The organism is Hyphomicrobium sp. 1Nfss2.1 (assembly GCF_965243865.1).
GTDB lineage: Bacteria > Pseudomonadota > Alphaproteobacteria > Rhizobiales > Hyphomicrobiaceae > Hyphomicrobium_A.
In genome coordinates this window covers 727930-742790 of sequence record NZ_OZ251603.1, presented here as the reverse complement: position 1 = coordinate 742790, position 14861 = coordinate 727930, and the positions used below count along the sequence as shown (strand labels likewise).

General features: G+C 64.2%; 14 protein-coding genes. 13 read left to right on the top strand and 1 reads right to left on the bottom strand.

Going from position 1 to position 14861, the window contains the following annotated elements; all coding sequences use genetic code 11:
- Positions 1-41: 41 nt before the first annotated feature.
- The 7 genes from ACP15D_RS03635 to kdsA all read left to right on the top strand — a co-directional run bounded on the left by ACP15D_RS03635 (position 42) and on the right by kdsA (position 6129).
- Positions 42-1010: a hypothetical protein gene (locus ACP15D_RS03635; protein ID WP_424956205.1), complete on the top strand. Its 969-nt coding sequence runs from the start codon at positions 42-44 to the stop codon at positions 1008-1010.
- 105 nt (positions 1011-1115) lie between these two features.
- Positions 1116-1505 carry a preprotein translocase subunit SecG gene (gene secG / locus ACP15D_RS03630; protein WP_424956204.1) on the top strand — a complete coding sequence of 130 codons (390 nt, stop codon included), beginning with the start codon at positions 1116-1118 and terminating at the stop codon, positions 1503-1505.
- 102 nt (positions 1506-1607) lie between these two features.
- On the top strand, positions 1608-2132 hold the full coding sequence (locus tag ACP15D_RS03625) for a CC0125/CC1285 family lipoprotein (protein WP_424956203.1): 525 nt from the start codon (positions 1608-1610) through the stop codon (positions 2130-2132).
- A gap of 109 nt (positions 2133-2241) precedes the next feature.
- Positions 2242-3870, top strand: a complete 1629-nt coding sequence (locus ACP15D_RS03620) for a CTP synthase (protein WP_424956202.1) — start codon at positions 2242-2244, stop codon at positions 3868-3870.
- A 319-nt stretch (positions 3871-4189) separates the two neighbouring features.
- Entirely contained in the window at positions 4190-4528 is a 339-nt protein-coding gene (locus ACP15D_RS03615; protein WP_424956201.1) for a P-II family nitrogen regulator, read from the top strand.
- A 344-nt stretch (positions 4529-4872) separates the two neighbouring features.
- Complete coding sequence (locus tag ACP15D_RS03610; RefSeq protein ID WP_424959165.1) at positions 4873-5127, top strand: GlsB/YeaQ/YmgE family stress response membrane protein; 255 nt, start codon at positions 4873-4875, stop codon at positions 5125-5127.
- A gap of 123 nt (positions 5128-5250) precedes the next feature.
- Positions 5251-6129 carry a 3-deoxy-8-phosphooctulonate synthase gene (gene kdsA / locus ACP15D_RS03605; RefSeq protein WP_424956200.1) on the top strand — a complete coding sequence of 293 codons (879 nt, stop codon included), beginning with the start codon at positions 5251-5253 and terminating at the stop codon, positions 6127-6129.
- 43 nt (positions 6130-6172) lie between these two features.
- Here the strand turns inward: kdsA and ACP15D_RS03600 are convergent, their stop codons facing one another.
- Positions 6173-6412 (bottom strand): hypothetical protein, encoded by a 240-nt coding sequence (locus ACP15D_RS03600; RefSeq protein ID WP_072373742.1) that lies wholly within the window; start codon positions 6410-6412, stop codon positions 6173-6175.
- A gap of 379 nt (positions 6413-6791) precedes the next feature.
- On the opposite strand from ACP15D_RS03600, the gene ACP15D_RS03595 reads away from it, so the two are divergent.
- The 6 genes from ACP15D_RS03595 to thiD all read left to right on the top strand — a co-directional run bounded on the left by ACP15D_RS03595 (position 6792) and on the right by thiD (position 14714).
- Positions 6792-8627, top strand: a complete 1836-nt coding sequence (locus ACP15D_RS03595; RefSeq protein WP_424956199.1) for a cation:proton antiporter — start codon at positions 6792-6794, stop codon at positions 8625-8627.
- A complete protein-coding gene (locus ACP15D_RS03590) occupies positions 8624-9526 on the top strand; it encodes a PfkB family carbohydrate kinase (RefSeq protein WP_424956198.1) in 903 nt (300 codons plus the stop codon). Before ACP15D_RS03595 ends, ACP15D_RS03590 begins: the two co-directional genes overlap by 4 nt.
- Before the next feature lie 125 nt (positions 9527-9651).
- Positions 9652-11667 (top strand): transketolase, encoded by a 2016-nt coding sequence (tkt, locus tag ACP15D_RS03585; RefSeq protein WP_424956197.1) that lies wholly within the window; start codon positions 9652-9654, stop codon positions 11665-11667.
- Between the two features lie 16 nt (positions 11668-11683).
- Entirely contained in the window at positions 11684-12886 is a 1203-nt protein-coding gene (locus ACP15D_RS03580; RefSeq protein WP_424959164.1) for a phosphoglycerate kinase, read from the top strand.
- 171 nt (positions 12887-13057) lie between these two features.
- A complete protein-coding gene (locus tag ACP15D_RS03575; RefSeq protein WP_424956196.1) occupies positions 13058-13861 on the top strand; it encodes a cytochrome c biogenesis CcdA family protein in 804 nt (267 codons plus the stop codon).
- A gap of 13 nt (positions 13862-13874) precedes the next feature.
- Positions 13875-14714, top strand: coding sequence for a bifunctional hydroxymethylpyrimidine kinase/phosphomethylpyrimidine kinase (gene thiD, locus ACP15D_RS03570; protein WP_424956195.1), 840 nt, complete (start codon positions 13875-13877; stop codon positions 14712-14714).
- The last annotated feature ends 147 nt before the right edge of the window (positions 14715-14861 follow it).

The window sequence follows — 14861 nt, the reverse complement described above, 5'->3', positions numbered from 1 at the left end:
GTGTTAAAGTCGTGACGTTTTGAACGCCGCAAAAGGCAGCGATGAGCGAGAGATTTTTCTCGATAAGCCGCCCCGGGTTTCTTCTGCCGGTCGTTCTGCTGGGGGCTGTTGCCGCGGCAGTGCCTGCGGCCGCGTCGAAGCTGGACAAGGACACCTGCAGCGGGCTCGCCCAGGAGTTCACCGCTCTGACGGCGGATGGCTTAAAGGCTGAGATGGAGCGTGGTCCAACGTGGGCCTTCGCCAACATGCCATCTGACCGCTTGCGCAGCGCGCGGCGTTTGCTGGAAGTCGAGGATCAGCTCGAATTCCGCTGCGGCGGACGTGGGCTGCCTCCCAGAAAGAAGCCTCGGGCGCCAGCAGCCAGCCCCGCAGGCCCAACGATCGACGCGCGGTCGGTGCCGCCCGCGCCGAAGCCGGGTACGGGCGCACCTGCGCCCAAGGTCAAAGTGACATCTCCAGCCAGTTCAGCGGCACCCGCCGCCGCACCGGGACGGCCAGCGCCGGCGCCGGTAGCTCCGGCGACCAGGAATGCCAAGGACACGCCGACCCCGGGCAAGGGCGCGGGGGCCTCTGCTGGGGTTGCCCCAAAGGCGCCGCCTGGCGGGGCGACGACAAGCACCATCCCGCAGCCGCCGGGCGTGCCGCAGACGGGGGCACTGAACGCAGTGCCGCAAAAACCTGCTCCACCGGCGGCAAACTCTAGACCGGCGCCCGCTACAGCCATCCCGGTGGTCACGCATCCAACGCCGCAGAAAGCGACGTCCAGCGCTGTCGCAGCTGCCAATCCGCAGCAACCGGTTGCCGCGCGGGAGGCACCTGCTGCGGTGGGCGGGCCGCCGGTAACCAAGCTTGGCCCGCTGCCGAGCGCCGCTACCGCTGCTAAGGCCGCACCGGCCTCTACGTCTGCCGGCGCGGCGGCCGCTAGCAAGAAGAACCCGCGCCGGACGCCGAGCAGCGCCTACGTTTCGCCCAGCGAAGTCAGCCCGTTTTCGTTGCCGGGCTTGAGATAAGCCGAGAATCCAGGCTTTTCGGGGCTGCCCTCTAGCCCATCCGCGCCAACTGCTATAGAAGGCGTCGAACCGCGTCTGCGGCCACCGATTTGCAAGAGACCGATAATGGCTACCGCACTGCTCGTTCTGCACCTGATGATCGCATCCGCACTCGTGTTCGTAGTGCTGCTGCAGCGCTCCGAAGGCGGCGCGCTGGGTATTGGCGGTGGCGGCGGTGGCGGATTCCTCACCGGTCGCGGTACGGCCAATCTGCTGACGCGCGCGACTGCGGCGCTCGCTGCTGCGTTCTTTACGACGAGCATTCTGCTGACGCTGGTGGCTCAGCATTCGGCACCGGCGCGCTCCATCTTCGACAAGGTGCCCGCTAGCACGGCGCCTGCCGGCGAGACGGCTCCGGGAACGCCAGCTCCGGCGACCACGCCGGGGGCTCCTGAGACGGGTCGCGGCGGCATTCTCGATAAGCTGCAGTCACCGTCGGTGCCGCAGACCCGCTAAGGCCTACGCCGCTTCTGTTGGATTGTGGCAAGGACGCACTATGCCGGTGGTGCGTGCGCGCTAGAGTTGTTGGCGATTCTTGCCAACGAGCGGTGGCCTGCCATGCCCAGATCGAAACTCGCAGCCCTTCTGACGATCATTCCGTGCGCCGCGCTGATGGGTGGCTGCGCCGGGACGAATATGCAGCCGGTCGCCTCGTTCGGCGCCTCCAACGTGCTTTCCCCCTCAGGTTACTCGCAGAAGAAGATCAGCGACACCCAGTATCAGGTGCAGGCGACGGGGACCGAGGCGACGCCGAAAGCGCGCATCGAGAAGATTGCCGTGGCTCGTGCGGCGCAGATCGGCGTCGAGGAGAAGCTGAAGTACTACAAGGTCACCAACGTCCAGTACGGCGTGACCTGCGAGAAGAAGGTGGAGTTTTACAAGGGTGGCTCGACCGCTCCCGGCAGCCGTCAGACGGTTCTGGTCGACGTGGTCTACGCGAAGGAGCCGGTGGACTCGAGCTACGTCAGCACCAAGGAGAGCTTCGAGAGCCTCAATGGTGAGCTCAATAACGAAGTCGTGCCGGCCGACCAAAAGGCTGCAGCCGAGCAGGAGGCACGTGCGGCATGCGGCCAGGCTACCTGAAGCTTTTCGGGCACAACCGGTCACAAACTCCAATCTTTTCTTAACCGTCGGGGATGAGGCGATAATGCCGCTTCGAATCTCCGGCCCCTTCGTGTAAGCCTCGAGGCCCATGCAGCGGTATATCTTCATTACCGGCGGCGTGGTGTCCTCCCTCGGAAAAGGCCTCGCGTCAGCCGCCCTCGGTGCGCTTCTTCAAGCGCGCGGATATTCGGTCCGGCTTCGCAAGCTCGATCCGTATCTCAACGTCGACCCCGGCACGATGTCGCCGTATCAGCACGGCGAAGTATTCGTGACCGATGACGGCGCGGAGACGGATCTCGATCTCGGACACTACGAGCGCTTCACCGGCGTGCCTGCGCGCAAGTCGGACAACATCACCACGGGCCGAATCTACCAGGACATCCTCGCCAAGGAGCGGCGGGGAGCGTATCTCGGCGGAACGGTGCAGGTGATCCCGCACGTGACCGACGCCATCAAGGAGTTCGTGACCTCGGGGAACGAGGGCATAGACTTCGTGCTGGTTGAAATCGGCGGCACGGTGGGCGACATCGAGGGCTTGCCGTTCTTCGAGGCGATCCGCCAGCTCGGCAACGATCTGCCGCCGCTGTCTTCGATCTTCATCCATCTGACGCTGATGCCGTACATCCCGTCGGCCGGCGAGCTGAAGACCAAGCCGACGCAGCACTCGGTGAAGGAGCTGCGTTCGATCGGCATCCAACCGAACATTCTGCTGTGCCGTTCGGACCGGGCTGTGCCGGCATCGGAGCGGCGCAAGATCGCGCTGTTCTGCAACGTGCGCGAGGAAGCCGTCATCCAGGCGCTCGACGTGCCGTCGATCTACGAGGTCCCGCTCGCCTATCACCGCGAGGGCCTCGATGAGCAGGTGCTGCGCGCATTCAACATTTCAGGGGCGCCGAAGCCCGACCTGACGCGCTGGGAGACCATTGCCCGCGGGATCGAGACGCCGGAAGGCGACGTCACCATCGCGGTGGTCGGCAAGTACACGGGTCTCAAGGACGCCTATAAATCGCTGATTGAGGCGCTGGTGCATGGCGGCATCGCCAACCGCGTGCGCGTCAACATCGAGTGGATCGAGAGCGAGATTTTCGAGCGCGAGGATCCAGCGCCCTACCTCGAAGGCGTCAACGGCATTCTGGTGCCGGGCGGGTTCGGCGAGCGCGGGTCGGAGGGCAAGATCCTCGCGGCCAAATTCGCGCGCGAGCGGGGCGTGCCGTATTTCGGAATCTGCTTCGGCATGCAAATGGCCTGCCTGGAAGCGGCGCGAAATCTCGTCGGCATCAAGGACGCCAATTCGACCGAGTTCGGGCCGACGGCCGAGCCGGTGATCGGCCTGATGACCGAATGGATGCGCGGAAACGAGCTGGAGCAGCGGCGCCTGGGTGGTGACCTCGGCGGCACGATGCGGCTCGGGGCGTTTGCGGCAGAACTCAATCCGGGCAGCCATATTGCGCAGGTCTACGGCAGCCAGCACATCTCTGAACGCCACCGGCATCGCTACGAGGTCAATACCAAGTACCGTGAGCGGTTGGAGGCGGCGGGCCTGAAGTTCTCGGGGCTGTCGCCGGACGGGCTATTGCCGGAAGCGGTGGAATATCCCGACCACCCGTGGTTCATCGGCGTGCAGTATCACCCGGAGCTGAAGAGTCGGCCGTTCGAGCCGCATCCGCTGTTCCGGTCGTTCGTCGCTGCCGCCGTCGAGCAGAGCCGCCTCGTTTGATCCTCGAACGGTGATTGCGCCAGTGTGCCTCTGCAACGATGCAGTGCACGCTGGGCGCTGCGTTGCGGCCGTCGACTTCTTTACTCGCCATTCGCTCGCCTAAACTTTAATCACGAGCCTTCCGACTGGCCTGTCCGAGAGGCGCGGCGCCGTCTCCCGATCTGCAATATAATTGTTTTTTTTCAATGACATCATTGGTGTGTCGGCAAACTGGCATGGTTATTGATTACCACTAACGGCGTTAACCAACCGCCGATGGCCGAGGGCCTTCGGCAAATGCCCGCAAGGGCGATAGGGACAAACACAAGGAGTGCTCCCCATGAAGCTCGTTACCGCCATCATCAAGCCCTTCAAGCTCGACGACGTCCGTGGTGCGCTGACCAAGCTCGGCATCAACGGCATGACCGTGACCGAGGTGAAGGGCTTCGGCCGCCAGAAGGGTCACACGGAAATCTATCGCGGCGCCGAGTATGCCGTGAACCTGCTGCCGAAGGTGAAGATCGAGATTGCCATCGCCTCGGCCCAGGCCGACGCGGTTGTCGCTGCGATCCGCCAGGCTGCGAACACCGGTTCGATCGGTGACGGCAAGATCTTCGTTTCGCCCATCGAGGCGATGGTTCGCATCCGCACCGGCGAGACTGCCGAGGCTGCAATCTAATCGGCGACTATGAGTACGCCGCCCTCCTCGCCGGGATCCTGCGTCGCCCTAATGGCGTGGGTCCCGGCGGGCCTAGGGGGCGATAGATTTCGAAAGCTTCGGGTCTGTTGCTGCTTGGGCACGCGTTGAACAGCCTTCGTGAGCTTTTATCCTGTCGTGGTGCTGCAACACGATGTAGACCTGTGAGGGGTCCCGGCCCGAATCGGGCGATAAGGGAAATGCGGAGGACGTCGCCGCAGGGGCTCCAGTAGACGTTGTGAAGAGGCACGTCCTCCTGAACGAAGCCGTGGCGCAGTCACGGCTGGATAAAAGCAATTGCGCTCAGGGGAGTTTTCACGATGCCTTTGGATCTCCAAGCACTGATCATCTTTCTCGTCATCGGCGCTATCGCCGGCTGGCTCGCCGGCACGCTCGTCAAAGGGTATGGCTTCGGGCTGTTGGGCAACATCGTCATCGGCATTATCGGCGCGTACATCGGCGCTTGGCTGCTGCCGCAGATCGGCTTTGGAATGAGCGGCCTGATAGGGGCCATCGTTTCGGCGACGATCGGAGCGATCGTGCTGCTGTTGCTGATCGGGCTCGTCCGCAAAGTAGCCTAGCCGCGGCACGTTGAAATCTAACAGTGGCCGTGCTTTTCGGGGCGCGGCCATTTGCTTATGGGCGGCGGGCCGCTTTAGGGGTACGCCGCGCTTTCGGCACAGGCGGTGTGGTATAGAGCGGCCATGACAAAGCATGAATCCCTGCGCCCCAATGCGCGTGTTCAGATCGGTTCGGTCGAGGTGGCCAACGATGCCAGACTCGCGGTCTTGGCCGGTCCGTGCCAGATGGAGAGCCGCGCGCACGCCCTGGAGATGGCTTCTGCGCTGAAGGAAATCGCGGAAAAGCTGGGCTTCGGCCTCGTCTACAAGTCGTCTTTCGACAAAGCCAACCGTACTTCGCTCTCTGGAAAGCGCGGGATAGGCCTCGAGGCGGCGCTGCCGGTGTTCGCCGAGATTCGCGAGAGCCTGGGGCTGCCGATCGTCACGGATGTGCACGATGCGGCCCAGTGCGCGATCGTGGCGCCGGTCGTCGACGTGCTGCAGATCCCGGCGTTCCTGTGCCGGCAGACCGATCTTCTCATCGCCGCTGCTCAGACCGGTCGCGTGGTGAAGGTGAAGAAGGGGCAGTTCCTAGCGCCGTGGGACATGAAGAACGTCGTCACCAAGCTGGTGGCGTCCGGCAATCCCAACGTGCTGCTTACCGAGCGTGGAGCTTCGTTCGGCTACAATACGCTGGTGGCTGACATGCGCTCGCTGCCGATCATGGCGGAGACGGGCTGCCCGGTAATTTTCGACGCGACGCATTCGGTGCAACAGCCGGGCGGGCAGGGCACGAGCTCGGGTGGAGATCGCCGCTTCGTGCCGGTGCTGGCGCGCGCCGCGGTCGCGGTAGGGGTCGCCGGCGTCTTTATCGAGACGCATCAGGATCCCGATCATGCGCCGTCAGATGGGCCCAACATGGTGCCGCTGAAGGATTTTCCGGCGCTGATGGCGGATTTGCTGGAATTCGACGCGCTGGCCAAAAAACAAAGGAGCGCGGCCGAGGGCACGCGCTCCATTTGAAGTCTGCGGAGCGGGTTACGACGGCTTTCGCCGACGGGTCCGCTCAATCCATTTTGAGAAACGAGGCGGCGCTCCACAGCGGCGCATCGTCTGTTGCATAGGCGTAGCGCAGGCCGGGTCTCTGCGTGCTTGCGATGCTCACGCATCCGCTCTCGCCGCAGGTCGGTCCTGAGCTAAAGGTAACACCGTTGAGTGCCGCGACGCTCATGGTGGTGACGAAGTAGGCGACGACATAGAGGCAGGTGACTACCCCCAGCGTACGCATGACGAGATCGAAAGACATCGCGCGACCCCCTTTTTGAATGCTGCTGCACATCGACCGCGCCGCCTGCCCGAGCCGTGGAAGCGGAACAAACGGCCGACGCGTTCATCGTATGGAAAGAGCACTTAACGCGACGTTAAGGTTACGCGTCGGTTAAACACTTTGAGTCGCAGTCACTTTCCCCGCCGCGATTCAAATCAAGCCGACGCATCAGCATCGCAGATTCATCGCCGATCGACGAGGCGGAGAATGCGGTGCGGAGCACGAATTTTTCTGTCGCGCGACAGGACTAGGCGTGCGGCCGCACAGACGATTTGTCGGCTGGGATGACGCTGGGGAATTCCGTAAACAGGGTACAGCCGGGCGCTTCGCGTCGGCGCGCAATCGAGGAAGGCGGGGAATGCTCGGCGTATCACTGCACGAAGTTGCGATATTGCTGGCAGCGCTCGCGATTGCGGGGCCCCTTGCGCGCTGGCTGGGTATCAGTGAGGTGCTTGGCTATCTGGTGGTTGGGCTGCTGCTCGGACCCAATACGATCGGCTGGTCGTTCTCCGACTACAAGGCCAAGGAGATTTTGCACTTTGCCGAATTCGGCATCGTGCTGCTGCTGTTTCTCATCGGGCTAGAACTGCGCCCCAAACGCCTTTGGGCGATGCGCAACGCCGTATTCGTGCTCGGTGCGGAACAGGTGATCATCACGGGACTGCTGCTGGCAGGGTTCGGCCTGCTGATCGGGTTGTCCTGGCAGGCGGCGCTGTTTGCCGGGTTGGCCCTGGCGCTGTCTTCGACGGCTCTGGCACTGCAGGTGATGGAAGAGACGGGCGACCTGCAGACGCGGCACGGCCGCCTCGGCTTTTCAGTGCTGCTGTTCCAGGACCTCGCGGCCATTCCGCTGATCGCGTTCGCGCCGCTGTTCGCGGTGAGTGCCGTTGCCGGCGCGGAGACGCACACCCCGATGGAGGATGTGCTGGCGGTGATCAAGGGGCTTGGCCTCATCGCCGTGGTCGTCGTCGTCGGCCATTTTGTGCTCGACTACCTGCTGCGGCTGGTGGCGCGCACGCGGGTGCGGGAGGCGATGACGGCGGCCGCGCTGTTGACGGTGGTCGGCGTCACGATCGTGATGCAGCAGGCGGGGCTTTCGGCCTCGCTCGGAGCGTTCATCGCCGGTGCGCTGCTGGCCGAGTCGTCCTACCGGCACCAGCTCGAAGCCGACATTCAGCCGTTTGAAGGCTTGCTGCTGGGGCTGTTCTTCACTGCCATCGGCATGACCATCGACGTGCGCCTGTTCCTCGACGCGCCGTGGATCATCCTGATCCTGGTCGCGGGGCTGGTGGCAATCAAGGCGGGTGTGCTCTATGTGCTCGGGCGCTTCCAGGGGCTGGAGCCGGGACCGGCGCGGCGGCTCGGCATTGCCCTGTCGCAGGGCGGCGAATTCGCGTTTGTGCTGTTTACGGTCGGTTACGCCTCAGGTGCGCTGACGAGCGAGATGACCGAGCTGCTGACCGTCGTCGTGACGCTGTCGATGGCGGCGACGCCGATCCTCCTGAAGCTCGAGGGACTGCTCTCGCGGCGGCGCAAGAGCGTTGCCCCAGTCTATGACAGCCTGCCAGACAACGACGGGCACGTGATCATTGCCGGGTTCGGGCGCTTTGGGCAGATCGTGGCCCGCATCCTGACGGCGAAGAAGATTCCGTTCACGGCTCTCGACATTAGCGCCGAGCAGGTGGAGTTCGTTCGCCGGTTCGGCGCACAGGCCTTCTACGGTGACGCCAGCCGGCCGGACATTCTGGAGGCGGCAGACGCCGATAAGGCGCGCGCTTTCGTGCTGGCGATCGACGACGTTGAAGCCTCGATGCGCACGGCTGAACTGGTGCGTTCGAGCTATCCCGACTTGCCGATCTTTGCGCGCGCTCGCAACCGCAACCATGCACATCGTCTGCTGGATCTCGGCATCACGGACATTCAGCGCGAGACGTTCCTGTCGTCGCTCGACATCACCAAGCAGCTTCTGAAGCGGCTCGGCTTGTCGGAGCGCGAGGCGGGCCGGATCATCCATACCTTCCGTACGCATGACGAGCGCCGATTGGTCGAGGATTACAAGCTGGCCAGCGACCTCGACAGGCTACGCGAGCGAGCGCGCAGTGACGTAAAGACCCTGGAAAAGCTCTTTGAAGAAGATGCGGCCGAGGAAGTGCGCCTCAGGGAGCTGGCGAAGACGGAGGAGGGCGCCCGGTGAAGCCGGTCATTTGTGTCGGTCACGCGGCGCTCGACTACGTCTATCGTATCGAGGCATTCCCGCCTGAGCCGACCAAGGTGCGCTCGTTGGAGCACATCGAGAGCGGCGGGGGGATGGCGGCCAATGCGGCGGCGACGATTGCCCGGCTCGGCGGCTACGTGGCGCTCTGGAGCCGCACCGGCGGCGATAGCGCCGGGGAACGCATACATAAGCTTCTTGCGGCCGAGGGGGTCGACATCACGCACGTGCGCACTTTCGAGCACGCGCGATCCTCGACGTCGGCGGTGATCGTCGATCAGGGCGGGGAGCGGCTGATTATCGGTGAGCGCGATCATGCGATGCCGATGGACGCGAGCTGGCTGCCGGTGGAGCGTGTGAAAGACGCTGCGGCGGTGATGAGCGACCTGCGCTGGGTGGAGGGGACGCACGCGGCTTTCACCGCGGCGCGCGCGCATGGGGTGCCGACCCTGCTCGATGCCGATCTGGGCGGGGGCGGGATACTGACGGAATTCCTCGGTCTCGCGGACTACGCCATCTTTTCCGAACCGGCACTCGAGGCTTTCGCGCCCGGGCTCGATGAGGGCGCGCAGCTGGAAAGGGTTCTTACGCTGGGTGTGCGCCATGCCGGCGTGACGCGCGGGGCGGGTGGCTATTCCTGGTTATCAGCCGACGGAGGCCAAGGGCACCAGCCGGCCTTCCAGGCAGAAATCGTCGACACCACCGGGGCGGGCGATGCCTTCCATGGGGCGTTCGCGTGGGCGCTTGCCAGCGGGTACGACACGCCAGCCTGCGCGCGGATCGCCGCAGCGACGGCGGCGCTGAAGTGCCGCCGTCTCGGTGCCCGGGCGGGCCTGCCGACGCGGGCGGAGCTGGAAGATTTCCTCGCGCGTGTGGATTGAGGCCGAATCCTGCGCCACGGGCCCGCGCCTAGGCATGGACGGGGGGCAGCGGCCTCGCTAAACGTGCCTGACCAAAAAGCCAGGCCCCGGGGGTGCTCCCGGCGGACTCCACCAGGGATGCATTGATGACCGAGGCGCAAAAGACGACTGGACAGGCCGAGGGGGTCAGCCACCAGGATATGGCGAGCGCGATCCGGGCGCTGTCCATGGATGGCGTGCAGGCTGCCAAGTCGGGACACCCGGGCATGCCGATGGGCATGGCGGACGTCGCGACGGTCTTGTTCCGCGAGTCGATGCGCTTCGATGCGGCCGACCCGAAGTGGCCGAACCGGGACCGGTTCGTGCTTTCGGCGGGGCACGGCTCGATGCTTCTTTATTCTCTGCTTTATCTCACCGGCTATCCGGGGATGGAGATTGGCGACCTGAAGCAGTTCCGCCAGCTCGGCGCGAAGACGGCGGGCCATCCGGAATACGGTCATGCAGCCGGCATCGAGACCACGACGGGACCGCTAGGCCAGGGCATCGCCAACGCGGTCGGCATGGCTCTGGCGGAGCGGATGCTGAATGCGCGGCTCGGCGACGACATCATCAATCACCATACTTATGTGGTGGCCGGCGACGGCTGCCTGATGGAAGGCATCAGCCACGAGGCGATCTCGTTGGCGGGGCATCTCGGGCTCGGCAAGCTGATCGTACTCTGGGACGACAACTCGATCTCGATCGACGGGCCGACGAGCCTGTCGGTTTCCGACGATCAGGTCGCGCGCTTTGCGGCGTCGGGCTGGAACACGATGCGCGTCGACGGACATGATCCGGCGGCGATCTCGGCGGCTCTGGCGAAGGCGCGTGGCGACTCTTCCAAGCCGTGGCTGATCGCGTGCAAGACGACGATTGGCTATGGCGCACCGACCAAGGCGGGCAAGTCTTCGACGCACGGCGAGCCGCTTGGCGAAGAGGAGATCAAAGGCACGCGCGAGAAGCTCGGCTGGCCGTATCCGCCGTTCGAGATACCCGAGCACGTGCTGATGGCGTGGCGGGGCGTCGGTCAGCGTGGCGCCAAGGAGCATTCCGAGTGGAAGCAGAAGCTCGGCAAGGCGGGATCTGCGGCGGCCGAAGCGTTGGTGGAGCCTGCCGCGGCGAACAAGATTGCCCATATCGAGAAGATGATTGCGGACGCGAAGGCTGCTTTCGCAGCGGATGACGCGAAGCGCGCGACGCGGGTGTGGTCGCAGCTGGTGCTGGAGAAGATCACTCCGGTGCTGCCGGAGCTGATCGGCGGCTCGGCAGACCTGACGCCGTCGAACGGGACGCGCACCAAGCACCATAAGGACGTTGGGCCCGGAGATTTCTCCGGCAACTACATCCATTACGGCGTGCGTGAGCACGGCATGGCGGCGGCGATGAACGGTATGGCGCTGACGGGGGGGCTCATTCCCTACGGCGGCACGTTCCTCGTGTTCTCCGACTACTGCCGGCCTTCGATCCGCCTGTCGGCGCTGATGCGCCAGCGTGTGATCTACGTGATGACGCACGACTCCATCGGTCTTGGCGAGGACGGCCCGACGCATCAGCCAGTCGAGCATCTGGCGGCGCTGCGCGCCATTCCGCATCTGCTGGTGCTGCGCCCGGCCGAAGGGCTCGAGACCGCCGAGTGCTGGGAGATCGCGCTGAAGCACGATGCCAATCCCTCGCTGCTGGCGCTTTCGCGGCAGGCGGTCGAGAATTTGCGCAAGACGGCTTCGTCGGAGAACCTCTCGGCGAAGGGAGCTTACGTCCTGAGCGAGCCGGAAGGCAGGCGCGACGTGACGCTGATCGGTACGGGCTCTGAGCTGGCGCTGGCGGCGGAAGCGGCTAAGAAGCTGGCAGAGGAAGGCATCAAGGCGGCGGTTGTTTCGATGCCGTCGATGGAGCTGTTCCGCGCGCAGCCGGAGAGCTATCGCGCGGCGGTTCTCGGCGACAAGCCGCGGGTTGCGGTCGAAGCCGGCGTGGCGCAGTGCTGGTACGAGTGGCTCGGGGGCAATGGCCGGTTTGTTGGCATGTCCGACTTCGGCGCATCGGCACCAGCCGGAAAGCTTTATCCGCACTTCGGCATCACGGCTGACGCAGTCGCGGAAGCTGCGCGCAGCCTCGTCAAGAAGTGAGCGGCACGCCATGGATCTGACTAACCTCAAGTCGATTGCCAACGTCGAAGTCAAAGGCAAACGCGTCATCGTCAGGGCGGACCTCAACGTGCCGGTCGCGGACGGGCTCGTGTCGGACGCGACGCGGCTGGAGCGGTTGCTCGACGGGCTGAAGGATCTCTCGGCGCGGGGTGCCCGCGTTGTCGTAATCTCGCATTTCGGTCGGCCGAAGAACGGTCCTGATCCGGAGATGAGTTTGCTGCCGGTGGCGGCGAAACTGTCCGAGCTACTCGGTCGCGGTGTCGGCTTCATGCCAGAGTGCATTGGCGATGACGTCGAGCGCACGGTGGCGGGCCTTGCCGAAGGTGACATCGCAGTGCTGGAAAACCTGCGGTTCCACAAGGGCGAGGAGAAGAACGATCCGGAATTCGCCGGCGCGCTGGCGCGCGTGGGCGACATCTACGTCAACGATGCGTTCTCCGCGGCGCACCGCGCGCACGCTTCGACCGAGGGCCTGGCGCATCTGTTGCCCGCGTATGCCGGACCGTTGATGCTGGAAGAGATCAGTGCGCTGCGTGCTGTGCTGGAGGCGCCCAAGCGCCCGGTTGCGGCGCTGGTGGGCGGCGCGAAGGTGTCGAGCAAGATTCCGATCCTCAAGCATCTGATCGGCAAGGTCGACAAACTGATCATCGGCGGCGGCATGGCGAACACCTTCCTGATGTCGCATGGCGTCGACATTGGGCAGTCGTTGGCGGAAGCGGACTTCGTTGAGACGGCGCGGGAGATCATGACGGAGGCCAAGGCGCAGAATTGCGCGGTGGTGCTGCCGGAGGACGCGGTGATCGCGCGCGAGTTCAAGAGCGGCGTTGCCAATGCCGTTGTGCCGACGCTGGCGGTGCCGAGCGATGCGATGATCCTAGATGTCGGTCCGAAATCGGTCGCGCATATGAGCGACGTGCTGAAGGAGTGTCGCACGCTACTGTGGAACGGACCTCTGGGCGCGTTCGAGATTCCGCCGTTCGGTACGGGCACCTTCGCGCTGGCGCGCGAGGCTGCGAGGCTGACGAAGGAAGGCCGGCTGACGACCGTTGCGGGCGGCGGCGATACCGTTGCCGCGCTCAATGCAGCCGGCGTCACAGGTGATTTTACCTACGTCTCTACGGCAGGTGGCGCATTTCTCGAGTGGCTCGAGGGGCGTGAGCTTCCCGGTGTCGCTGCCCTCATCAAGGCACAGGGTTGAGCTTGAGTGCGGTTGGGGCGTAACGTTCGTCCGCGGCGCCCCGAAAGGCGTGTGTCGGCCGGACGCGAAAGCTGATCGTGCTATCGTGACCGCGGCGCTGGCTTAATGATGAGATCGATGATCCACGCTCCGGACTGATGGTCCGAAACGATCATGGTCGAGGGGCATGTGATGGGTGATCTGCATATCTATTTCGGCGTGGCACTGGCGGGGCTCGTCAGCTTCCTGTCGCCGTGCGTGCTGCCGCTCGTTCCGCCGTATCTCAGCTACCTCGGCGGCACGACGATCGATGAGTTCACGGCTGAGGGTGGCGTTCCCAAGCACGTCTGGCAGCGGGTAATCGTCGCTGCGTTGCTGTTCGTTGCCGGCTTTACGACGGTGTTCGTCAGCCTTGGCGCGGGAGCGTCACTCGCCGGGCAGTTCATCCAGACGTACAAGCGCGAGCTGGAGATCATCGCCGGGATCGTGATCATCCTGTTCGGCATGCACTTCCTCGGGCTGTTCCGCATCAACATGCTCTACAAGGAAGCGCGCTATCACCATTCGCACAGCCATGGTGTCAGCTATCTGGGCTCCTACATCATCGGTTTGGCATTCGCGTTCGGGTGGACCCCATGCATCGGGCCGGTGCTGGCGACGGTTCTCGCCGTCGCCGCGAACGAAGGCAGCTTGGCGACGGGCGTAAAACTGCTGTTCGTCTATTCGCTGGGGCTCGGCATTCCGTTCATGCTGGCGGCGATTGCCGTGCGTCCGTTCCTCGGTTTCATGCAGCGCTTTCGTCGCCATCTCGATAAGGTGGAGAAGGCGATGGGTGCTTTCCTGGTGCTGACGGGCATTCTGTTCTTCAGCGGCTCGATCAACTGGTTCGGAAGTTGGTTGCTGGATCACTTCCCGGCGCTGACGCAGATCGAAGAGCTGGTGACGCCGAAGGACCTCGGCTCGCAGATCATGCAGAAGAGCGCGCCGCAACAGTGAGGCGCTAGCTATCATGACAACGCGCGCAAAGCTTCCCGCCGCGCTCACGATTGCCGGCTCCGATTCATCGGGTGGGGCCGGCATACAGGCCGACCTCAAAACATTCACGGTGCTCGGCGTCTATGGCGCGAGCGTGCTGACGGCTCTGACGGCGCAGAACACACGCGGTGTGTCAGCGATTTTTCCCGTGCCGCCGTCATTCGTGGCGCAGCAGATCGATGCGGTTGCGTCCGATCTCAATATCGTTGCCACGAAGACGGGAATGTTGGGTGATCGCGGTACCGTGCTTGCGGTTGCGGAAGGTGTGCAGAGACACAACCTGCATCCGCTCGTCGTCGATCCGGTGATGGTGGCGACGAGCGGCGACATGCTTCTGGCGCCGGGCGCGGTGAGCGCAGTGCGCGATGAGCTGCTGCCGCTGGCCGATCTCCTCACGCCCAATCTTGCGGAAGCAGCAACGCTGCTCGGCGGCGAGATCGCGTGCAGCGAGGCGGAGATGGAAGCGCAGGGGCGCGCTCTCGTGATCCTTGGTGCGAAGGCCGTGCTGATGAAGGGCGGGCACGCGTCGGGCGACGAAGCGATAGACATTCTGGTGCAAGCGAACGCGCCGGCGATGCGCATTGCACATCCGCGCGTTGCAACGCGGAATACGCACGGCACAGGTTGTACGCTTTCGGCAGCTATTGCCGCGCATCTGGCGCGGGGACTGCCGCTTCCTGATGCAGCGCGTGCTGCGAAAGAGGTTGTGTACGCAGCATTGGTGGCTGGCGCCGATATTGTCGTCGGCGAGGGCGCGGGGCCGGTCGATCATCTCTATGCGATTGGCAGAACGCAGAAATTGGAACCAAGGTGAATGCTGTGGCGCTACTGCATCGTCGTTAGCTGAATATTGTTCTGACCCCTTGCAGGCAGCTCAGGCTTCTGTAACAAATTTGGGCAACGCGATGCTGCGGCGTCGTTTTCGAGCTCCGGGGGGAGCGTCGGGTTGGCGATTAGGGGC